This is a genomic window from Pseudomonas sp. R2-60-08W, from assembly GCF_003852335.1.
In the GTDB taxonomy this organism is placed as follows: Bacteria; Pseudomonadota; Gammaproteobacteria; order Pseudomonadales; family Pseudomonadaceae; genus Aquipseudomonas.
In genome coordinates this window covers 4,197,888-4,220,240 of sequence record NZ_CP027731.1, presented here as the reverse complement: position 1 = coordinate 4,220,240, position 22,353 = coordinate 4,197,888, and the positions used below count along the sequence as shown (strand labels likewise).

At 61.8% G+C, this 22,353-nt stretch carries 14 protein-coding genes and 1 other RNA gene; 11 read left to right on the top strand and 4 right to left on the bottom strand.

Features of this window, described 5'->3' with window-relative positions; all coding sequences use genetic code 11:
• Positions 1-17 precede the first annotated feature (17 nt).
• From guaD to xdhA, 4 genes are all read right to left on the bottom strand, one after another.
• Positions 18-1,322 carry a guanine deaminase gene (gene guaD / locus C4J90_RS19120; RefSeq protein ID WP_124410537.1) on the bottom strand — a complete coding sequence of 435 codons (1,305 nt, stop codon included), beginning with the start codon at positions 1,320-1,322 and terminating at the stop codon, positions 18-20.
• A gap of 7 nt (positions 1,323-1,329) precedes the next feature.
• Positions 1,330-2,172, bottom strand: a complete 843-nt coding sequence (xdhC, locus tag C4J90_RS19115; RefSeq protein WP_124420581.1) for a xanthine dehydrogenase accessory protein XdhC — start codon at positions 2,170-2,172, stop codon at positions 1,330-1,332.
• Between the two features lie 128 nt (positions 2,173-2,300).
• Positions 2,301-4,691 (bottom strand): xanthine dehydrogenase molybdopterin binding subunit, encoded by a 2,391-nt coding sequence (gene xdhB / locus C4J90_RS19110; RefSeq protein ID WP_124420580.1) that lies wholly within the window; start codon positions 4,689-4,691, stop codon positions 2,301-2,303.
• Positions 4,684-6,132, bottom strand: coding sequence for a xanthine dehydrogenase small subunit (xdhA, locus tag C4J90_RS19105; protein ID WP_124420579.1), 1,449 nt, complete (start codon positions 6,130-6,132; stop codon positions 4,684-4,686). The genes xdhB and xdhA overlap by 8 nt, the downstream gene beginning before the upstream one ends.
• A gap of 280 nt (positions 6,133-6,412) precedes the next feature.
• Here xdhA and C4J90_RS19100 point away from each other — a divergent pair, with 280 nt between their 5' ends.
• The 11 genes from C4J90_RS19100 to C4J90_RS19050 all read left to right on the top strand — a co-directional run bounded on the left by C4J90_RS19100 (position 6,413) and on the right by C4J90_RS19050 (position 22,317).
• Positions 6,413-7,072: a GntR family transcriptional regulator gene (locus tag C4J90_RS19100; protein ID WP_124363911.1), complete on the top strand. Its 660-nt coding sequence runs from the start codon at positions 6,413-6,415 to the stop codon at positions 7,070-7,072.
• Between the two features lie 2 nt (positions 7,073-7,074).
• Positions 7,075-10,563 carry a chromosome segregation protein SMC gene (gene smc, locus C4J90_RS19095; RefSeq protein WP_124420578.1) on the top strand — a complete coding sequence of 1,163 codons (3,489 nt, stop codon included), beginning with the start codon at positions 7,075-7,077 and terminating at the stop codon, positions 10,561-10,563.
• A 346-nt stretch (positions 10,564-10,909) separates the two neighbouring features.
• Positions 10,910-11,773 carry a cell division protein ZipA gene (zipA, locus tag C4J90_RS19090; protein ID WP_124420577.1) on the top strand — a complete coding sequence of 288 codons (864 nt, stop codon included), beginning with the start codon at positions 10,910-10,912 and terminating at the stop codon, positions 11,771-11,773.
• A gap of 87 nt (positions 11,774-11,860) precedes the next feature.
• The gene (gene ligA / locus C4J90_RS19085) at positions 11,861-14,218 is read left to right on the top strand and encodes an NAD-dependent DNA ligase LigA (protein ID WP_124420576.1); all 2,358 of its coding nucleotides are present in this window, start codon (positions 11,861-11,863) and stop codon (positions 14,216-14,218) included.
• 164 nt (positions 14,219-14,382) lie between these two features.
• The gene (locus C4J90_RS19080; RefSeq protein ID WP_124420575.1) at positions 14,383-15,549 is read left to right on the top strand and encodes a putative zinc-binding metallopeptidase; all 1,167 of its coding nucleotides are present in this window, start codon (positions 14,383-14,385) and stop codon (positions 15,547-15,549) included.
• Between the two features lie 224 nt (positions 15,550-15,773).
• An RNA gene (ffs, locus tag C4J90_RS19075) (signal recognition particle sRNA small type) lies at positions 15,774-15,870 on the top strand.
• Positions 15,871-16,018: 148 nt separating this feature from the next.
• Positions 16,019-17,980 (top strand): AAA family ATPase, encoded by a 1,962-nt coding sequence (locus C4J90_RS19070; protein WP_124420574.1) that lies wholly within the window; start codon positions 16,019-16,021, stop codon positions 17,978-17,980.
• 156 nt (positions 17,981-18,136) lie between these two features.
• Entirely contained in the window at positions 18,137-19,183 is a 1,047-nt protein-coding gene (locus C4J90_RS19065) for an N-acetylmuramidase family protein (RefSeq protein ID WP_124420573.1), read from the top strand.
• 1 nt (position 19,184) lies between these two features.
• Positions 19,185-19,775: a hypothetical protein gene (locus C4J90_RS19060; protein ID WP_124363901.1), complete on the top strand. Its 591-nt coding sequence runs from the start codon at positions 19,185-19,187 to the stop codon at positions 19,773-19,775.
• A gap of 96 nt (positions 19,776-19,871) precedes the next feature.
• Complete coding sequence (gene dnaX, locus C4J90_RS19055) at positions 19,872-21,935, top strand: DNA polymerase III subunit gamma/tau (protein WP_124420572.1); 2,064 nt, start codon at positions 19,872-19,874, stop codon at positions 21,933-21,935.
• A gap of 43 nt (positions 21,936-21,978) precedes the next feature.
• Positions 21,979-22,317: a YbaB/EbfC family nucleoid-associated protein gene (locus tag C4J90_RS19050; RefSeq protein ID WP_124363899.1), complete on the top strand. Its 339-nt coding sequence runs from the start codon at positions 21,979-21,981 to the stop codon at positions 22,315-22,317.
• Positions 22,318-22,353 lie beyond the last annotated feature (36 nt).

The following is a 22,353-nucleotide window of genomic DNA, read 5'->3' as shown; positions in this document are numbered from 1 at the left end:
TTGTGGTGTATCTGAAATCAGCGTTGATGTACCAGCTGACCCGCCGCGTAGGTCTGCAACACCGTCCGATCATCCCCCAGGGTCATCAACACAAACAACGTCTCGGCAATGGTATTCGCCTGCTTCAAGCGATAGCTCAGCAACGGCGTGGCGTTGTAGTCCAGTACCAGAAAGTCCGCATCCGTGCCTGGCTGCAAGGTGCCGATCTTGTCTTCCAGGCGCAGCGCGCGCGCACCGCCCAGGGTCGCCAGGTACAGCGACTTGAATGGGCTCAACCGCGCGCCCTGCAACTGCATGACCTTGTAGGCTTCATTCAAGGTTTGCAGCAGCGAGAAGCTGGTGCCGCCGCCCACGTCGGTGCCCAGGCCCACATTCAATTTGTGCTTTTCGGCCATCGGCAGGTTGAACAGGCCACTGCCGAGGAAAAGGTTCGACGTTGGGCAGAACGCCACGGCCGAGCCGGTTTCTGCCAGCCGTGCGCATTCGTCGTCGCACAGGTGCACGCCATGGGCAAACACCGAGCGTTCGCCGAGCAGTTTGTAGTGGTCGTACACGTCCAGATAGCCGTTGCGCTCTGGAAACAACGCCTTCACCCATTCGACTTCCTGCTTGTTCTCACTGATGTGGGTCTGCATATACAGGTCCGGATACTCCCCCAGCAGTTGCCCGGCCAACGCCAGTTGCTCCGGCGTGCTGGTGGGGGCGAAACGTGGCGTGACCGCATAATGCAGGCGGCCCTTGCCGTGCCAGCGCTCGATCAGCGCCTTGCTTTCCTGGTAGCCGGATTCCGGCGTGTCGGTCAGATAATCCGGCGCATTACGGTCCATCATCACCTTGCCGGCGATCATGCGCAGGTCGAGTTTTTCGGCGGCTTCGAAGAAGGCGTTCACCGACTGCGGGTGCACGCTGCCGAACACCAGCGCGGTGGTGGTGCCGTTGCGCAGCAGTTCCTTGATGAAAATATCCGCCACTTCGTCAGCGTGCGCCTTGTCGGCGAACTGGCTTTCACACGGGAAGGTGTAGGTGTTGAGCCAGTCCAGCAACTGCTCGCCATAGGCGCCGACCATACCGGTCTGCGGCAGGTGGATATGGGTGTCGATCAGGCCAGGGGTGATCAGCGCATCCTGATAGTGCGTGACGTCGATATCGGCAGGCAGGGTCGGCAGCAGGTCGCTGGCGTGGCCAAGCGCGCTGATCCGGCCGTTGTCGATCACCAGCAGGCCGTCTTCGAAATACTCATAGGACGCGTCGATGCCGACCTCGGCGGGGTCGGCGATGCTGTGCAGGATGGCGGCGCGGTAGGCTTTGCGGGTCAAAGGCATGCTGATCTCAATTCTTGGCGTGGCTGCGGCGTGACACCGGCAGCAGTTTGGCGATGGGCTCGGCGCTGGCGGTGTGCTGGCCGAACTGGGCGTTGTAGGTGGCGATGATTTCGCCGGCGATGGAAATGGCGATCTCTACCGGCAATTTGCCCTTCACCTCGCTGAGGCCCATCGGGCAGCGCAGGCGTTGCAGGTGCGCGGTGTCGAAGCCGCGATCGCGCAGGCGATGTTCGAACTTGACCCGTTTGGTCTTGGAGCCGATCAGGCCGAAGTAGGCAAAGTCATTGCGCTTGAGCAGGGCGGCGGTCAGTTCCAGGTCCAGTGCGTGGTTGTGGGTCATGACGATGCAGTAACTGCCCGCCGGCAAGTCGGCGATTTCGTCGACTGGCTCTTCGCTGACGATTTTACGCACGCCCTGGGGGATGTGTGACGGAAACTCCTGCTCGCGCGAGTCGATCCAGCGCACCCGGCACGGCAGGCTCGCCAGCAACGACACCAGCGCACGCCCCACGTGGCCGGCGCCGAACACCGCGATCTGCGCCTGCACCTGGCCCATGGGTTCGAACAGCAGCACCGTCACGCCGCCGCAGCACTGGCCCAGGCTCGCGCCGAGGCTGAAACGCTCCAGGTGGGTGTTCTGCTGGCCACGGGCAAGCATGTCGCGGGCGATGTGCGTCGCCTTGTATTCCAGGTGCCCGCCGCCGATGGTGTCGAAGGTGTGGGCGGCGCTGATCACCATCTTCGAGCCGGCGTTGCGCGGCGTGGAGCCAAGCTCCTCGATGATGGTGACGAGCACGCAGGGTTCGCCTTGGTTCTGCAGGTCGGCGAGGGCGCTGATCCAGTTGTTCATGGTCACCTCTTGTGGTGTCTGTAGATCGTTCCCACGCTCCGCGTGGGCATGCATACCGTGACGCTCTGCGTCACCAGAGCGGACGCAGAGCGTCCAGGCCGGCATTCCCACGCAGAGCGTGGGAACGATCAAGCCAGCTCGGTTGCAGCTTGAGTGGCGTTTGTTTGCAACTGCCGCATCTGCTCACACCCCCACAACACCCGCTCCGGCGTGGCCGGCGCGTCGATCCTGGGCTGATGACGATAGTCACCCAGGCTCGCCACCGCATCCTTGATCGCGCACCACGAGGCAATCCCGAGCATGAATGGCGGTTCCCCCACGGCCTTGGAATGGAACACCGTGTCCTCCGGGTTCTTGCGGTTTTCCACCAGCTTGACCCGCAGGTCCAGCGGCATGTCCGCCACGGCCGGGATCTTGTAGCTGGCCGGGCCGTTGGTGAGCAGCTTGCCCTTGTTGTTCCATACCAGCTCTTCCATGGTCAGCCAGCCCATGCCCTGGATAAACCCGCCTTCCACCTGGCCGATGTCGATGGCCGGGTTCAGCGAGGCGCCCACGTCGTGCAGGATGTCGGTGCGCAGCATTTTGTATTCGCCGGTCAGGGTATCGACGATCACTTCGCAGCACGCCGCGCCAAAGGCGAAGTAGTAGAACGGTCGCCCGCGTGACTGGCTGCGGTCGTAGAAGATCTTCGGGGTTTTGTAGAAACCGGTGCTCGACAGCGAGACCTGAGCGAAATACGCCTGTTGGATCAGCGCCTCGAAGCTCAGGATCTGTTCACGCACGCGCACATGACCGTTGCGAAATTCCACGTCCGCCTCGCTGATGTCGTACTTGCGCGCGGCAAATTCCACCAGGCGCTGCTTGATGGTTTCGGCGGCATTCTGCGCGGCCTTGCCGTTCAGGTCGGCGCCGCTGGAGGCTGCTGTCGGCGAGGTGTTGGGCACCTTGTCGGTGTTGGTGGCGGTGATCTGCACGCGGTCGATATCCACCTGGAACACTTCGGCCACCACCTGGGCGACCTTGGTATTCAGGCCCTGGCCCATCTCGGTACCGCCATGGTTCAGGTGAATGCTGCCGTCGGTGTAGATGTGGATCAGCGCACCGGCCTGGTTGAGGAAGCTGGCGGTAAACGAGATGCCGAATTTAACCGGCGTCAGCGCCAGGCCTTTTTTCAGGATCGGGCTGTGGGCGTTGTACAGGCGGACCGCTTCGCGGCGCTCGGCATATTGGCTGCTGGCCTCAAGCTCGGCGGTCATTTCTTCAAGCATGTTGTGCTCGACGGTCTGGTAGTAGTGGGTGACGTTGCGCTCGGTCTTGCCATAATAGTTGGCCTTGCGCACGGCCAGCGGGTCCAGCGCCAGGTGGCGGGCGATGGCGTCCATCACTTCCTCGATGGCGACCATGCCTTGCGGGCCGCCGAAGCCACGATAAGCGGTGTTGGAGGCGGTGTTGGTCTTGCAGCGATGGCCGTTCACCGTCGCGTCGCCCAGGTAATAAGCGTTATCGGCATGGAACATCGCGCGGTCGACAATCGAGTTGGACAGGTCTGGCGAACAACCGCAGTTGCCGGCCAGGTCCAGGTTGATGCCGTGCAAACGGCCGGCGTCGTCGAAGCCCACGTCGTATTCGATGTAGAAGGGGTGGCGCTTGCCGGTCATCAGCATGTCCTCGACCCGCGGCAGGCGCATCTTGGTCGGCTGGCCGGTGAGGCGCGCCACCACCGCGCACAGGCAGGCGGGGCTGGCGGCCTGGGTTTCCTTGCCGCCGAAGCCACCGCCCATGCGGCGCATATCGACGACGATCTTGTTCATCGACACGTCGAGCACTTCGGCGACAAGCTTCTGCACTTCGGTGGGGTTCTGCGTGGAGCAGTAGACAATCATCCCGCCGTCTTCGGTGGGCATCACCGAGGAAATCTGGGTCTCCAGGTAGAAATGTTCCTGGCCGCCGATGTGCAGCGTGCCCTGGAGGCGGTGTTGAGCCGTTGCCAAAGCGCCGGCCGAATCACCGCGTTGGTGGGTGTGGCTGTCGAGCACGAAGTGTTTGTTGCGAAACGCCTCGACCACGTCCAGTACCGGCTCCAGGTCTTGGTATTCGATCACCGCCGCCATGGCCGCTTTGCGGGCGGTCTCAAGATCACGGGCGGCCACGGCCAGTACCACCTGGCCGACGAACTGCACGGTGTCGATGGCCAGCAGCGGATCGCCGGGCATCAACGGGCCGATGTCTTTCAGGCCCGGTACGTCTTCGTGGGTGATCACGATACGCACGCCGTCGAAGGCGTAGCAGGGCGCGGTGTCGATGCTGAGGATTTTCGCGTGGGCGCGGTCGGACATGCGCGCATACAGGTGCAACTGGTTAGGAAACTCGAGGCGGTCGTCGATGTACTGCGCCTCACCGCTGACATGCTTGGCGGCGCTGTCATGCTTGACGCTGCGGCCGACCCCGGAGGTCAGGTCGCGGGCGAACAGTTCGGCCAGTTCGGCCTGGGTTTTTTCCACGGCGTGATGGTTAGACATAAGCGGTCACCCGAGTCTCGATGTGCGGCGTTTGCAGTTCGATGAAGTATTTGCGCAACAGGTTCTGCGCGCTGAGCAGGCGGTATTCCTTGCTGGCGCGGAAGTCCGAGAGCGGGGTGAAATCCTCGGCCAGGGCGGCGCAGGCTTTCTCCACGGTGGCGGCGTTCCAGGTAGCACCCGTCAGCTGCGTCTCGCAGTGCCTGGCGCGCTTGGGGATGGCGGCCATGCCGCCGAAGGCGACGCGGGCCTCGCTGACCACACCGTTGTCGAGCTTGAGGTTGAAGGCGGCGCACACGGCAGAAATATCATCGTCCAGGCGCTTGGAAACCTTGTACGCGCGAAACAGTGAGTGGCCCTTGGGCACGATGATTTTCTCGATGAATTCGCTGTCCTGGCGGGCGGTCACGCGGTAGTCGATAAAGTAGTCCTCCAGCGCCAGGGTGCGCCGGGTATTGCCCTTGCACAGCACAATCTGTGCGCCGAGGGCGATCAGCAACGGCGGCGAATCACCAATCGGTGAGGCGTTGCCGATGTTTCCGCCGAGGGTGCCCTGGTTGCGGATCTGCAGCGAGGCGAAGCGATGCAGCAATTCGCCGAAGTCCGGGTATGCGTGGTGCAGCGCGGCGTAGCAGTCGGAGAGGGCGGTGGCGGCGCCGATTTCCAGGCGATCGTCGTAGGATTCGATGCGCTTCATTTCTTCGATATTGCCGACGTAGATCATCACCGGCAGGGTGCGATGGAACTGGGTGACTTCCAGCGCCAGGTCGGTGCCGCCGGCCAGCAGGCGGGCTTGCGGATAGGCGTCGTAGAGGTCGGCCAGGTCGCTGACGGTCAACGGCACCAGGCAGCGTTTGTCGCCACTGTTGAGTTCACCGGTTTGTGTCGGCGCAATGGCCTTGAGCTGCGCGATGGTCCGGGCCTCGCGGCTGTCGAACTGGTCCTGGGGCTTGTTGCAGCAGGCCTGTGCGGCGGCGGCCAGAATCGGGCGATAGCCGGTGCAGCGGCACAGATTGCCGGCCAGGGCTTCATGGGCTTTCTGGCTGTCGGGGGCGTCACTGTTCTTTTGCAGGGCAAACAACGACATCACGAAACCCGGCGTGCAGAAGCCGCACTGTGAACCGTGGCACTCGACCATCGCCTGTTGCACGCTGTGCAGTTGGCCCTGGTGCTTGAGGTCTTCAACGCTGATCAGTTGCTTGCCGTGCAGCGACGAGACAAAGGTCAGGCACGAATTGAGGCTGCGATAACGAATCTGCTCGACGCCTTGATCGTTGCGGTGCAACTCACCGACCACCACGGTGCATGCACCACAGTCGCCGCTGGCGCAGCCTTCCTTGGTGCCGGATTTGCCCACATGTTCACGCAAATAGTTGAGCACGGTCAGGTTGGGGTCCAGGGCGTGCTCGCTACGGAGTTCCTGGTTAAGTAAAAACTGGATCACGGAAGGCCTCGCAGATTCATTATTGTTGTTAACCGCTTTGCGCCGAATCTAGTCATGTCTGACTTTTCGGTCAATGATTTTCTGACCTGAGGGTCAAGAAACTGCGGTCACAACCTATTCAATTATGGTTCAGTCTTCTGGAACCGGTGTTTTCAGGGGCTTGTGGCTTTCCAGGCTTGCGTGTTTCATGCCAAATTCGCCACCGTGGGCGTAGCGCCATCAGCGGGCCAATGCGCTACACTGCCGCGCTTGTACCGATAGCAGATTTTGAAGGGAAAACATGACGTTCAAGGCGCCGGACAGTCTCGCCGAGCAAATCGCTCACCACCTCGCCGAACGTATCATTCGCGGCGATCTCAAGCCTGGGGAGCGGATCCAGGAACAGAAAGTCACGCTGGCGCTGAATGTCAGCCGTGGTTCCGTGCGCGAAGCCCTGCTGATCCTCGAGCGCCGGCACCTGATCGCGATCCTGCCGCGCCGTGGCGCCCACGTCACCGAACTCAGCGCACACAAAGTGCAGAGCCTGTGTACGTTGATGGGCGAGATGTACATCCTGCTCGGCAATGCGGTTGCCGAAGGCTGGCAGACCCAGGCCGACATGGCGCCCTTCCTGCAAATCCAGCAGCGCCTGATGGCCAGCTATGAGCGCCAGGACATCCGCGCCTTCGTCGAAGAAAGCTTCAATGTGATGCGCGCCGCGTACCCCTTCGCTAATAACCCGTATCTGCAGGAAACCGTCGAGAACCTGCAGCCGGCGATGAACCGTGCCTATTATTTGGCCCTGGAGCAGCGCAAGGCGGAAATGAGCGAGTACCTGACGCTGTTCGAACAGCTGCTCGCTGCCGTGCTGGCCCGTGATCTGGCGCAGATCCGCCTGGTATTGTCGGCTTACTGCCAGCGCAGCAGCACGCTGGTGATCGCAGCGTTGGCGGACGCCTAAGCGTGCGGCTCAAGTGCATCAAGTTGGCGGGGTTCAAATCCTTCGTCGACCCGACCACGGTGAACTTCCCCAGTAATATGGCGGCGGTGGTCGGGCCCAATGGCTGCGGCAAGTCGAACATCATCGACGCCGTTCGTTGGGTGATGGGCGAGAGCTCGGCAAAAAACCTGCGCGGCGAGTCGATGACCGACGTCATCTTCAACGGCTCCACCAGCCGCAAACCGGTGAGCCAGGCCAGCATCGAACTGGTGTTCGACAATTCTGACGGCACCCTGATCGGCGAGTACGCGGCCTACGCCGAAATCTCCATCCGCCGTAAAGTCACGCGCGACAGCCAGAACAGTTACTTCCTCAACGGCACCAAATGCCGTCGACGCGACATCACCGATATCTTCCTCGGCACAGGCCTGGGCCCGCGCAGCTACTCGATCATCGAGCAGGGCATGATCTCCAAGCTGATCGAAGCCAAGCCTGAAGACCTGCGCAACTTTATCGAGGAAGCGGCCGGCATCTCCAAGTACAAGGAGCGCCGCCGCGAGACCGAAAACCGCATCCGCCGCACCCATGAAAACCTCGCCCGCCTGACCGACCTGCGCGAAGAACTGGAACGCCAGCTGGAGCGCCTGCACCGCCAGGCCCAGGCCGCCGAGAAGTATCAGGAATACAAGGGCGAAGAGCGCCAGCTCAAGGCCCAACTGTCGGCCCTGCGCTGGCAGGCGTTGAACGATCAGGTCGGCCAGCGCGAGGCGATCATCGGCACCCAGGAGGTCAGCTTCGAAGCGCTGGTGGCCGAGCAGCGCAACGCCGACGCCAGTATCGAACGCCTGCGGGACGGGCACCATGAGCTGTCCGAACGCTTCAATCTGGTGCAGGGGCGCTTCTATTCGGTGGGCGGCGACATTGCCCGGGTCGAACAGAGCATCCAGCACGGCCAGCAGCGTCTGCGCCAGTTGCAGGACGATCTGAAGGAAGCCGAGCGCGCACGCCTGGAGACCGAATCGCACCTGGGCCACGACCGCACCTTGCTGCTGACCCTGGGCGAAGAGTTGGACATGCTCACCCCCGAGCAGGAAATCACCAGTGCCGCCGCCGAAGAAGCCGCGGCGGCGCTGGAAGAGGCCGAAACCAGCATGCACGGCTGGCAGGAGCAGTGGGACACGTTCAACCTCAAATCCGCCGAACCGCGGCGCCAGGCCGAGGTGCAGCAGTCGCGTATCCAGCAACTGGAAACCAGCATGGAGCGTTTGGCCGAGCGTCAGCGCCGTCTGCAGGAAGAGCGCGTGTTGCTCGCCGCCGACCCGGAAGACGCGGCGATCCTGCAGTTGAGCGAGCAACTGGCCGAAAGCGAAATGACCCTGGAAGAGCTCGAGGCCAGCGAAGCGCAGCAAGTGGAACGCCTGGAGCAATTGCGCCAGCAACTGCACACGGCGAGCCAGGCGCAGCAGCAGGCCCAGGGCGATTTGCAGCGGCTCAACGGGCGGCTGGCATCGCTCGAAGCCTTGCAGCAAGCCGCGCTGGATCCTGGCACCGGCACCGCCGAATGGCTGCGCGACCAGCACCTGGCCGAACGCCCGCGCCTGGCCGAGGGTTTGAAAGTAGAAGCCGGTTGGGAACTGGCGGTGGAAACCGTGTTGGGCGCCGACCTGCAAGCGGTGCTGGTGGATGATTTTGGCGGCTTCGACCTGGCCGGTTTTGCCCAGGGTGACTTGCGTCTGCTCAGCCCGGCCGCCGATGGCACGCGCGTGCCGGGCAGCCTGCTGGACAAGGTCGAGGCGGCGATTGACCTGTCGCCGTGGCTGGGCCAGGTCAAACCCGTGGAGACCCTTGAGCAGGCTTTGGCCCAGCGCGGCCAGTTCGCGGCCGGCGAAAGCCTGATCAGCCGCGACGGTTACTGGGTCGGCCGGCACTTTCTGCGCGTGCGACGCGCCAGCGAAGCTGAAAGCGGCGTATTGGCCCGTGGCCAGGAAATCGTCAACCTGAGCGCCGAGCGTGAAGAGCGCGAAGCCACCTTGGAAAGCCTGGAAACCGAACTGCAAACCCTGCGCGCTACTCAACGCCAGCAAGAGACCGGCCGCGAACACCTGCGCCGCCTGTTGCAGGACGAGGCACGCCAGCAAGGCGAACTCAAAGCCCAGCTATCGGCGAGCAAGGCCAAGGTCGAACAACTGACCCTGCGCCGCACCCGCCTTGACGAAGAAGTCGCCGAGATGGGCGAACAGCGCGCCCTGGAGCATGAACAGGTCGGCGAAGCGCGCCTGCACCTGCAGGAAGCCCTCGACAGCATGGCCCTGGACACCGAGCAGCGCGAACTGCTGCTGGCCCAGCGCGACAGCCTGCGCGAACGCCTCGACCGCGTGCGCCAGGAAGCCCGGCAGCACAAAGACCACGCCCACCAGTTGGCGGTGCGCCTGGGCTCGTTGCGTGCCCAACATGATTCCACGCGCCAGGCCCTCGAGCGCCTGGAGATGCAATCGGAACGCCTCACCGAAAAGCGCGAGCAACTGAGCCTCAACCTGGAGGAGGGCGAAGCGCCTCTTGAAGAGCTGCGCCTCAAGCTTGAAGAACTGCTCGACAAACGCATGAGCGTCGACGAAGAACTCAAGACCGCGCAGATCGCCCTGGAAGACGCCGACCTCGAACTGCGCGACGCCGAAAAGCGCCGCACCGTGGCCGAGCAGCAGTCCCAGTTGATTCGCGGCCAGCTCGAACAACAGCGTATGGAGTGGCAAGCGCTGACCGTGCGCCGCAAGACTTTACAGGATCAACTGCTCGAAGACGGTTATGACCTGCACGGCGTGCTCAACACACTGACCGCCCAGGCCAACGAAAAAGACGCCGAAGAAGAACTTGAGCGGATTGCCGCGCGTATCCAGCGACTCGGTGCGATCAACCTCGCGGCCATCGATGAGTACCAGCAGCAGTCCGAGCGCAAACGTTATCTGGATGCCCAGGACGCCGATCTGGTCGAAGCCCTCGACACCCTGGAAAACGTGATCCGCAAGATCGACAAGGAGACCCGCAATCGCTTCAAGGATACCTTTGATCAGATTAATGGCGGTTTACAGGCGTTATTCCCAAAAGTTTTCGGTGGTGGCAGCGCCTACTTGGAACTGACGGGCGAAGATCTACTCGATACAGGGGTAACGATCATGGCGCGGCCTCCGGGCAAGAAGAACAGCACCATCCATTTGTTGTCCGGCGGCGAAAAGGCTCTGACGGCGCTGGCGCTGGTATTTGCCATTTTCAAGCTGAACCCGGCACCGTTCTGCATGCTCGACGAAGTTGACGCACCGCTGGATGACGCTAACGTTGGACGCTACGCTCGGCTGGTCAAGGAGATGTCCCAGACCGTGCAGTTCATCTATATCACCCACAACAAGATCGCCATGGAAATGGCCGATCAGTTGATGGGCGTGACGATGCATGAGCCGGGTTGTTCGCGTTTGGTGGCGGTGGATGTGGAAGAGGCGATGAAGATGGTGGACGCCTAGCGGCGAGTTGTTAGTTTTAAGCTCCAAGCTCCAAGCTCCAAGCTCCAAGCTCCAAGCTTCAAGTGAGTGGGCTTGCAGCTTGCAGCTTGAAGCTTGAAGCTCAGAGCTTGTAGCCACAGTTGGAGCTGGCTGTAGGAAATTACCTACCATGCCGAAAAGCTGGCAATTCGACACATTTCGCTGCAACTGTGTAAAGTTATCTTTGGTCGTGCTAGTTTAATGTCAATTTTTCGTATGCGTGGGCAAAACGTCAGTCAGAACATAGAGTTGGCGCCACGTTTTAAAGCGGTTTGCACGGTGCTAAACCCCTTATTTTTCAGCATTTTTTATAGAGGCACGGGATTACATGGAAATCGGTCTGCGCGAGTGGCTGATCGTCATCGGCATCATTGTCATTGCCGGTATTCTTTTTGATGGCTGGCGCCGCATGCGCGGTGGCAAGGGCAAGCTTAAATTTCGCCTGGACCGAAACCTGTCCAACTTGCCCGACGACGACGGCAGCGCCGAGTTGCTGGGGCCTCCCCGTGTGCTGGACACCCACAAGGAACCGCAGCTGGACGAGCACGACCTGCCGTCGATGAGCGCGCCGGTGCGTGAAGCCCGTGAACCATCGTCCAAGCGTGGCAAGCGCGGCGGTGCTGGCGTGGCCGAGCCGCATCAGGGCGACTTGAACCTCGATGTCGACGAAGGCCCGAGCTTCAGCAGCCGCGACGATGACTTCCCGGATGAAAACGCCGGCAAGAACGCCCCGCGCCAATCGGTCAACGATCAGCCGGCCGCCGAAGAAGTGCTGGTGATCAGTGTGATCTGCCGCGATGCCGGTGGCTTCAAAGGCCCGGCGCTGTTGCAGAATATCCTTGAAAGCGGCCTGCGCTTTGGCGAGATGGATATTTTCCACCGTCACGAAAGCATGGCGGGTAACGGCGAAGTGCTGTTCTCCATGGCCAACGCGGTCAAGCCGGGCACGTTCGACCTGGACGATATCGACCTGTTCAGCACCCCGGCGGTCAGTTTCTTCCTCGGCCTGCCAGGCCCGCGTCACCCGAAACAAGCTTTCGATGTGATGGTGGCTGCAGCGCGCAAGCTGTCCCAGGAACTGAACGGCGAGCTCAAGGACGACCAACGCAGCGTGCTCACCGCCCAGACCATCGAGCATTACCGTCAGCGCATCGTCGAGTTCGAGCGTCGCGCCCTGACACAGAAACGCTGAGGATTGCGCTTCGGCGTTGTCAGTAGAATAAGCGCACTAACATATTGAGCAGCTTCGGCTGCTCTTTTGCTTTATGAGAGAACACCCATGACCGCCGCCCATACCCGCATCCTCGAACTGCGCGCTGAACTGGATCAGCACAACTACCGCTACCACGTCCTCGACGAGCCGAGCATTCCGGACGTCGAGTACGACCGCTTGTTCCATGAGCTCAAGGCCCTGGAGGCCGAGCATCCGGAACTGGTGACGCGTGATTCACCGACGCAGCGGGTCGGCAGTGCGGCGCTGTCGGCGTTCACCCAAGTCAGGCATGAGATCCCCATGCTCAGCCTGGGCAACGCCTTCGATGAAGCGACCATGCTCGAATTCGATCGGCGGGTGACCGAGGGGCTGGACCTGCCGGCCGGTGACTTGTTCGCCAGCGTCGAATACAGCTGCGAGCCGAAGCTGGACGGCCTGGCGGTCAGCCTGCTGTACCAGAACGGCGAGTTGGTACGCGGCGCGACCCGAGGCGACGGTACCACCGGCGAAGACATCAGCGTCAATGTGCGCACCGTGCGTAACATCCCGTTGAAGCTGCAAGGCAGCGGCTGGCCGGCCACCCTGGAGGTGCGCGGTGAAGTGTTCATGTCCAAGGCCGGGTTCGAACGCCTGAATGCCTCGCAACTGGAGGTTGGCGGCAAAACCTTCGCCAACCCGCGCAATGCGGCCGCTGGCAGCCTGCGCCAACTGGATTCGAAGATCACCGCCAGCCGCCCGCTGGAATTCTGCTGCTATGGCATCGGCCAAGTGACGGCGGATATCAGTGACACCCATATCGGTAACCTCAAGCAGTTGCAGAAGTGGGGCATGCCGATCAGTCATGAGCTGAAACTGGCCAAGGGCATTCAGGAATGCCTGGACTACTACCGCGACATCGGCGCGCGGCGCAACAGCCTGTCGTATGAAATCGACGGCGTGGTGTTCAAGGTCAACAGCATCGCTTCCCAGCGTGAACTGGGCTTCCGCGCCCGCGAGCCGCGCTGGGCCATTGCGCATAAATTCCCGGCCATGGAAGAGCTGACCGAGTTGCTCGACGTGGAATTCCAGGTCGGCCGCACCGGTGCCGTCACGCCCGTGGCGCGTTTGAAGCCGGTCAAGGTCGCGGGTGTGACCGTGTCCAACGCCACCCTGCACAACATGGACGAAGTGGCGCGCCTGGGCCTGATGATCGGCGACACGGTAATCATCCGCCGCGCTGGGGATGTGATCCCGCAGGTGGTGTCGGTGGTGGCCGAGCGTCGCCCGGAGCACGCTCGCGCCGTGCAGATCCCCGAGCACTGCCCGGTATGCGGTTCCCATGTGGAGCGCACGCAGCTGGTCAAGCGCAGCAAGGGCAAGGAAACCGTCAGCGAGGGCGCGGTGTACCGCTGCGTCGGGCGCCTGGCCTGTGGCGCGCAGCTCAAGCAGGCGATCATTCATTTCGTCTCGCGCCGCGCCATGGACATCGACGGCCTGGGCGACAAGACCATCGAGCAACTGGTGGATGAAAAACTCATCGGCTCGCCCGCCGACCTCTACAAGCTCAAGTACGAGCAGATCATCGACCTGGAGGGTTTCGCCGATATATCCAGCAAGAAGCTGATCGCCGCCATCGAAAACAGCAAGACGCCGACCCTGGCGCGGTTTATCTACGCCCTGGGGATTCCCGATGTGGGCGAGGAGACCGCCAAGGTGCTGGCGCGCTCCCTGGCCTCCCTCGAGCGTGTGCAGAAGGCATTGCCGGAAGTGCTGACATACTTGCCGGACGTGGGCCTGGAAGTGGCGCACGAGATCCATAGCTTCTTTGAAGACAGCCATAACCAGGACGTGATCGGCGCGCTGCTTTCGCCCGATGAATGCGCCCTGCAATTGCAGGAACAGGGCGACCTGAGCGCCGAATTCGCCGCCAGCACCACCCTGGGCGGCCTGCTCGACAAGCTGCACGTGCCCTCCGTGGGGCCGGGCGCGGCGCAAAAACTGGCGGACAAGTTCGGCAGCCTCGAAGGCGTGATCAAGGCCGACTGGCTGGACATGCGCCAGGCCCTGCCCGAGAAACAGGCCAAGGCCGTGCGTGAGTTCTTCGACAATCCGGACAATGCCCGCCATGCCCTGGCCATCGAGCAGCAGCTCAAAGACTTCGGCATGCATTGGCAGAGCGAGAAGAAGGTCGTCGAAGGCCTGCCGGAAGCTGGGCACACCTGGGTGCTCACCGGCTCCCTGGAGTTGATGAGCCGCGACGTGGCCAAGGACAAGCTGGAAAGCCTCGGCGCCAAGGTGGCCGGTTCCGTTTCGGCCAAGACCCATTGCGTGGTGGCCGGGCCCGGCGCTGGTTCCAAGTTGGCCAAGGCCAGCGAACTGGGGCTTAAAGTGCTGGACGAGGAGGCCTTCGTCGCCTTCCTGGCCAAGCACAACATACCCGTATGACGATCGTTCCCACGCCCCGCGTGGGAATGCCACCCCGGACGCTCCGCGTCTGCTCTTCCAAGGCATGACGCAGAGCGTCACCGTATGCATTCCCACGCTGAGCGTGGGAACGATCCTGCGAGGGAAATGATCTAGTCTCAGTCAGCCCCCAGGGAAAGATCGCCATGTTCCGCTACTTCGACCAGCTCAGCTCGCGTATCGCTGCACCGTTCATGGCCGGATCTTCGCGTAACAGCAAGGTATGGCAATGCCGCTGCGGCCAGTCGTTGTTCTTTCGCAACAGCCAATGCCTGGCCTGCTCGGCGCTGCTGGGCTATCACCCCTGGCAAAGTCGCCTGTCCTCACTGCAGCCCGGCCCCGCAGTCGGCACCTGGCTGATGGACGACAACCTCGACGCCGGCGCCTTTCGCCGTTGCGCCAACCTCGAGACCCCGGCCGCCTGCAACTGGCTGATCCCGGCGCATAGCACGTTGCCCTTATGCGTGGCCTGCAGCCTGAACCGCACCATCCCCGACTTATCCGTCCCGGAAAACCCCGAGCGCTGGCGCAAGGTGGAAACCGCCAAGCGTCGACTGGTGGCGCAACTGATCAGCCTGGGCCTGCAGGTGGTGCCCAAACGCGTCGACGAAGACACCGGCCTGGCGTTCGACTTCGTCGGCGTCGACCTGCAAGGCAATACGCCCACCACCGGTCACGCCAACGGCCTGATCACCCTTGATATCAAGGAAGCCGACGACGCTCATCGGGAAAAGATCCGCGTGCAGATGCGCGAGCCCTACCGCACGTTGCTCGGGCACTTTCGCCATGAGGTCGGCCACTATTACTGGGATCGCCTGATCGCAGGCAGCCACTGGCTTGAGCCGTTTCGCAGGCTGTTCGGCGACGAACGCGCCAGTTACGCCGACGCGCTCGACCAGCACTACCAGAACGGACCACGTCCGGACTGGCAGCAAAACTGCGTCAGCGCCTACGCGACCATGCACCCTTGGGAAGATTGGGCCGAAACCTGGGCGCATTACCTGCATATGATGGACGCGGTCGACACCGCCTTGGGCTTCGGCATGAGCGCCCGCGAGATGGACCTGGATTACCAGCCGTTCCCCCTGACCACGCTGTACGACCCCGAGCACCCTGGCGGTGCGGCGTTCCTCTCCTTCGTCAACGCCTGGATCGAACTGGCCGGCATGCTCAACGAATTGTCGCGCAGCATGGGCCAGCCGGACTTTTACCCTTTCGTGCTGCCGCCGGCGGTGATCGCCAAGCTGCACTTCATCCACTTGGTGATCCAGGAAGAGGGCGGCCGGGCCGATGAGGTCCTACAGGCACAATGATCAGCCCGTGTGGGAGGGGGCTTGCCCCCGATGACGGAGTATCAGCCTACTCATCAGTGGCTGACCCACCGCCATCGGGAGCAAGCCCCCTCCCACATTGGATAGCGTCATTGTTGAAGGCCATGGCAAGTACTTGAAGCTTCTCATTTTTTACGGTTGTAACTTCCGATGAGATCGGTACAATGGCCCCGCTTGCCGAGAGGCCAGCGTCGTTATGGTGACCCCATCGGTCCCCCCGCAACGATTACCCGTGAACCTGGTCAGAGCCGGAAGGCAGCAGCCACAGCGGGAACATTGTGTGCCGGGGTGTGGCTGGTGGGGTTGCCTCCATAACGCTCCTTCCTGTAGTACCCTTCTCTGAATCCATATCCCCAGCCAATCATCTGTGACGCTTGTTGCACAGTTCATGACGGCTATTTCACCGCGAGTGGCATACTCCCAAGCGTTTCTGCCCTGGCTATGAGGCTGTATGCATTCGGAACATTTTGATCTATCCAGCCCTGTATTCCTGCCGATCACGGATGAAACCTGTGCGGGTTTGCTGGGTGCCGACGCTGCCAATGCGCTCGTCGCCCTGAGCGAGCCAGAGCTGGCAGCGGTGCTGGTGATCCAGAATCTTGCGCAAATGCCGGAAAACGAATTGAGCGCGGTGGGCGCTGAACGGGTGCTGGCCAAGCTCATCGGCTGGGCGGTGGATGCCAGGCATTCAGCTGCCGTGAGCTTGCTGTCGGAAGCGCAGCGGCTGTTTGATCCAGGCAAGCTGTACTTTGGCCTGAATGTGGTCAAGAGCCTGAAGTTGCGTTTTCTGCTGGCCGATGAAGTCCTGGCGCGAACCTACCTGTTGCCCGATGGAAAATGGGACGTCGAATACAAAGTTCGTCACCTCAAGGCCAACAACCCGTTCCGCCAGCAGATGGTCACGCCCAGGCACCGCGAGCGCTGGTTGAGTGCCGAGCAGGACAAGCTGGTCAGGACCTTTCGCGCCAACCTGAACGAAGACCTGCACGTCCAAGGGTACGCCGGCATTGGCAAGAGTCACCTGCTGGTGGCGCTGATGGAGCACTTGCGCCCCGAAAAAACGCTGCTGCTGGCACGTACATCGGCCAAGCTGGAAACCCTGCGCGCACGCATGATGGGCACGCGGGAGAGAAAAGCCGGGCACACCTTCCAGGCGTTTGCGCACGCTTTGTTGCATGGCCCCAGGCCGCAGCCGGTGAATACGCAAGTGCGCGTCCCGAGCAAACAGGCGCTGGCCCAGCAATTGAACATCTTCGGTTTTCGTCGCCTGGAAGGGCAGGCGGTGCTGGATGTTTGCCTCAAGGTGCTTGAAAGCTACTGCCGCTCCTGGGATTACAGTCTGTCGGCCAAGCATCTGCCGCATTTCAAGCAACCGCTGTCCTCTGTCGATGCCCAGGCGTTGGTCGAATATTCCAGCCGGTTATGGGGCTACCTGGAGGCGAATGCGGCCTGGAGCAGCCACACCGGGTTCGAAGCATTGCTGATGATCAAGCGCGCAAGCCTGGCGGGCAGCGTGGTGCCTGACCGCTACACCCATGTGCTGATTGACGAGAGCCAGGACATTCCGGCGCCCTTGCTGCAAATCATCGAACGCGGTCGCCAGGTGCTGATTACCCTGGGCGATGAGTATCAGCAGGCCAGCGGGGTGATGGTCAGGCGTGCCCGTGAGGTTCGTCACACGGATGTGAGCTACTCCGTGCGTTCCGGGCGCAACGTCGAGCGCCTGGTCAATCCGCTGATCAGCCAGCACTCGGAGAAAAGCAAGGTGCTCTTCGAGGGTGCGCGGGACGCTGACGTCGGTATCGAGCTGTATCCCCAGGGCTTCGTACCGCCACCCGGCTGCGTGGTGCTGACCGCGTCCCACTGGGACACCATGAAATGGCTCATTCAACTGAGCGAAGAGCGCTGTGCCTGTGCCTTTCCCAACAATGAAGCGCAGCAGGACCTCAAGCACTTCATGGACACCGTCATCGCGCTGTTCAAGCCAGAGTTTTATGGCAGCGAGCACAGTGACCGCGGGCCCCATCCGTTTTTCAGCGATCTGGCCGACTGGCAGCAAGTGCGCGACGCGTGCCGGTTCGATGAGGCATTTCTGTGGGTCGAGGCCGAGCTGGAGAAAGGCTTCAACGTTGCCGACGTGACCCGCTTGAACAGGCTGAGCGGCCATCCGGGCGAGCGCTGTTTATTGATGCTGGCCCACGACGCTGGCGGCATGGAATTCGATCAGGTGTTGCTCACGCCTGAGCTGTTGACCAATGTGAAATTCAAGGACGCCTATGCGTTCGATCAGCGCCTGTGCGCGGTGTATATCGCCATTTCCCGGGCCACAACGCAGCTTTATCTGCCCTATGACGTGGTGGAGTGGATTGACTACCACCAGTACCAGAAGACCCGTGACGTGCATGGCTACTGAGTGATTTACCCTGGCTGATTCACAACTTTCCAAACCCCCTCTGGACAACCCCAAACCACCTTGTTAGCGTGCGCCGGCTGCTTGTTTCGGCGTATGCCAACGGCGCGGATTGATATTGAAGTGCTCTCACTTCTTTAACTCACAAGGATGTTTGTCATGAAAAGCCTGCAAGGGTTGCCTCGTCTTATCAGTGCCTCGGTCGGCGCGCCCGGTAAAGCTCGCAACTTGCCTGCCGATGTTCAGTGCATCCAGTATTTATTCAACCTGATCATCCCCAAAATGGGTTTCCCCCTGCCCGAAAACGGCAAATGCGACGGCCAGTTGGTGCAGTGCATCAGCCAGTACCAGTTCCGTCATCTCAAATATGCCCACCCCGATGGCGTCATCGACCCCACCGGGCGTACGTTCAACAGCTTGATCGAAGAGGCGGTGAAGGTGCCGGTGCAGGCCTTCCCGAGCATGCGTATTCCGAGCTTTCTCAACGCGTTCGGCAATAACAATGCCGATGCGGTGCAGGCCACGGTCAATGTCTATCTCAACCAGGTGCGCGCGGTGATCGAGGCCGAACGGCGTAACCGGCAGCTGATGATGCAAGCCACCTGTGATGGCGGCACGACGCTGAGCGAAACGGACTTCCAGAACGCTGCCAAGCAGCTGGGCAATGGGATCTCGGTGAATGTCATCAAGGCATTCGCCACCGTGGAGTCGGGCGGGAAGGTGGGCTTCGGGCCGGCCAAGTTGCCGATCATCGCCTTCGAAGGCCATCAATTTCGCAAGTACACCAAGCACATCTACGACCAGGCGCACCCGCTGCTGTCGTACATCTACAAGAAAAAAGCCGGCCCGCAGTGGCAGGCCAACAACAAGGATCAGGTCAAAGCCTGGGAAACCATGGCCACTGCGTTCGCGCTGGACCAAGAAGCAGCGTTGATGTCGGCCTCGTGGGGCATGTTCCAGATCATGGGATTCAATTTTGCGTCGTGCGGGTTCAAGACGGTGTTTGAGTTCGTGGCGTCAATGAAAGTGAATGCCGGCAATCAGCTCAAGGCCTACCTGGCCCTTTGCGGCAAAAATACCGCGTTGATGAGTGCGATGAAAACCAAGGACTTTACCGCCATGGCCCGCAACTATAACGGTGAGGACTATGGCAACTACGACGTGCTGATGAAGCAGGCCTACGACGTACTGGAAGGGAAGAAATAAGATGATTCGTTTTCTGGCGGTAGGTGTGTTGTCGCTGTGTGCCGTGGTGCCTGCCCTGGCAGGCTCGGCCGCGTTGCATTCGGGTAAGTACGAAGGGCTGATGCTGGCGGTGACGCCGCAGCAGCAGGTCGAAGGGTTCTACTCGGAAAGCCTGGGCGAGGGCGTGACGCGGGGCTGCAGGTTTTTTCTGCAGGGCACGCCCGCAGCGCTGACCACCTGGCTCGATGTGGCGTACCCCGGCAGCGTGGCGGCGGCGTCCGACGGCGTGACCCTGACCGTGGCGCAAGGCCGTCAGCACCCAGGTTGCATCAATGTGTTGATGCCAGAGATTGCGACTGGCCTGGAGTTGAGCCAGACCGCCAGGAAAAAATGGATCGGCCTGGTGACGGTGTCGGCCGACAAGGCTTACCTGTTGAAAGCCCCGGGTGCCAAAGCCGCCAAGCGACCTTACATCGTCAAGAATGATGTGGTGGGGGTGCTGGCCTTCAAGGACGGCTGGGCGCAGGTCGAGTTCATCAATGCCGATGACCGTTCGTTCACGGGCTGGATCAGCCAGGAACAGTACGCACGCTTGGTGGCGCCGAAGATTTAAGCCTGTGGGAGGCGACTTTATGAGCGTGCCGGATGCAATTTCCCCCCTGCTCCGCTAGCATTACCGGCTTCCGCTTCCCAGTTGCGACGGTTTTCGATGAGTTATCAGGTTCTTGCACGTAAATGGCGCCCGCGCTCGTTCCGCGAAATGGTCGGCCAGACCCATGTGCTCAAGGCTCTGATCAATGCCTTGGACAGCCAGCGGCTGCACCACGCCTACCTGTTCACCGGTACCCGCGGGGTGGGCAAGACCACGATTGCGCGCATCATCGCCAAATGCCTGAATTGTGAAACCGGTATCACATCGACCCCTTGCGGCACCTGTTCGGTGTGCCGCGAGATCGACGAAGGGCGTTTCGTCGACCTGATCGAGATCGACGCCGCGAGCCGCACCAAGGTCGAAGACACCCGCGAGCTGCTCGACAACGTGCAGTACGCGCCGAGCCGTGGCCGCTTCAAGGTCTACCTGATCGACGAAGTGCACATGCTGTCCAGCCATTCCTTCAACGCGCTGTTGAAAACCCTGGAAGAGCCCCCGCCCTACGTCAAATTCATCCTGGCCACCACCGACCCGCAGAAACTTCCTGCGACTATTTTGTCGCGGTGCCTGCAGTTCTCCCTGAAGAACATGACCCCTGAGCGGGTGGTCGAGCATTTGACCCACGTGCTGGGCGTCGAGAATGTACCGTTCGAAGACGACGCGCTGTGGCTGCTTGGCCGCGCTGCCGATGGCTCGATGCGTGATGCCATGAGCCTCACCGACCAGGCCATCGCCTTTGGTGAAGGCAAGGTCCTGGCCGCCGATGTGCGCGCCATGCTCGGCACGCTGGACCACGGCCAGGTATTCGACGTGCTGCACGCGCTGATCGAGGGCGACGCCAAGGCGTTGCTCGAAGCCGTGCGCCACTTGTCCGAGCAGGGCCCGGACTGGAACGGCGTGCTCTCGGAAATCCTCAATGTGCTGCACCGCGTCGCCATCGCCCAGGCATTGCCTGAGGGTGTCGATAACGGCCATGGCGACCGCGACCGCGTGTTGGCGCTGGCCCAGGCGCTGCCGGCCGAAGATGTGCAGTTCTATTACCAGATGGGCCTGATCGGCCGCCGTGACCTGCCCCTGGCGCCGGACCCGCGAGGGGGCTTCGAAATGGTGCTGTTGCGGATGCTGGCCTTCCGGCCCGCCGACTCGGCGGATGCGCCGAGACAGCCGCTAAAGCCAGTGGGGATCAGCCAGGCCACAGTTGATTCCGCCAAACCAGTGGCTGGCGCGGCGGCGGTTGCGCCAGTGGTGGCTGCGCCCGCAGCGGTTCCCGAGCCTGTGGTGGCCGCCCCGGTGGCCGCGCCTGAAGCGGTTATCGAGCCAGAGCCGGAGCCAGAGCCGCAAGTCGCCCCGGTGGTCGATCTGCCCTGGAATGACCCGGTTGAAGCGCCCGTCGAGCCGGAGCTACAGCCCGCCGTGGAGCCGGTCCTGGACACCACCGGCGAGCAGCCGGAGTTGATCCCCATGCCCACGCCAACCCCGGACAGCGCGGTGCCGGATGCGCCGGAGTGGGTATCCGCGCCTGTGCCCGAGCCGACTGTCGCCCAGGTTGAGGCGGCCACCCCCGGCATCGACCTCGACGACGAACCGCCGCTGGACGAAGACTACATCGAGCCGGACATGGATTCGGCCTACAGCTACCTGGACGAACTTGCCAGCGAACACACCGCCGAGCCGGCCCCCGAGCCGGAGGTGGAGCCTGCCGCCGCCCCGGCCACCGGCCTGGCCCTGCAATGGCTGGAATTGTTTCCAAAATTGCCGATCTCCGGCATGACTGCCAGTATCGCCGCCAACTGCACGTTGATTACCATCGACGGCGACCACTGGCTGCTGCACCTGGACCCGGCCCACAGTGCCTTGTTCAATGCCACTCAGCAGCGCCGGCTCAACGACGCGCTCAACCAGTACCATGGGCGCACGCTGACCATCGCCATCGAGTTGATCAAGCCCGAGCAGGAAACCCCGGCCCAGGCTGCGACGCGTCGGCGTTTGAACCGCCAGCGCGACGCCGAGGCGTCGATCCAGGCTGACCCGCTTATCCAACAAATGATGCAACAGTTCGGTGCGGTCGTCCGTCACGATACTATTGAACCTGTCGAAGCCCCGGCGCCCCAGGCATCATGAACCGGGCGACTAATTTGATCCACGTACTTTTGAGGTGATTCCCATGATGAAAGGTGGCATGGCCGGCCTGATGAAGCAGGCGCAGCAGATGCAGGAAAAGATGGCCAAGATGCAGGAAGAACTGGCCAACGCCGAAGTCACCGGTAAAGCCGGTGGCGATATGGTCAGCGTGGTGATGACCGGTCGTCACGACATCAAGCGCGTCAGCATCGACCCCAGCCTGCTCGAGGGCGTCAGCGATGACGACCGCGAAGTGCTGGAAGACTTGTTCGCCGCTGCCGTCAATGACGCCGTGCGCAAGATCGAAGCCAACAGCCAGGAAAAAATGGGCGGCGTGACCGCTGGCATGCAACTGCCACCGGGTATGAAGCTGCCGTTCTGATTGACCGGCTTTGCGCTGCACCCGAATGCCAGGCCT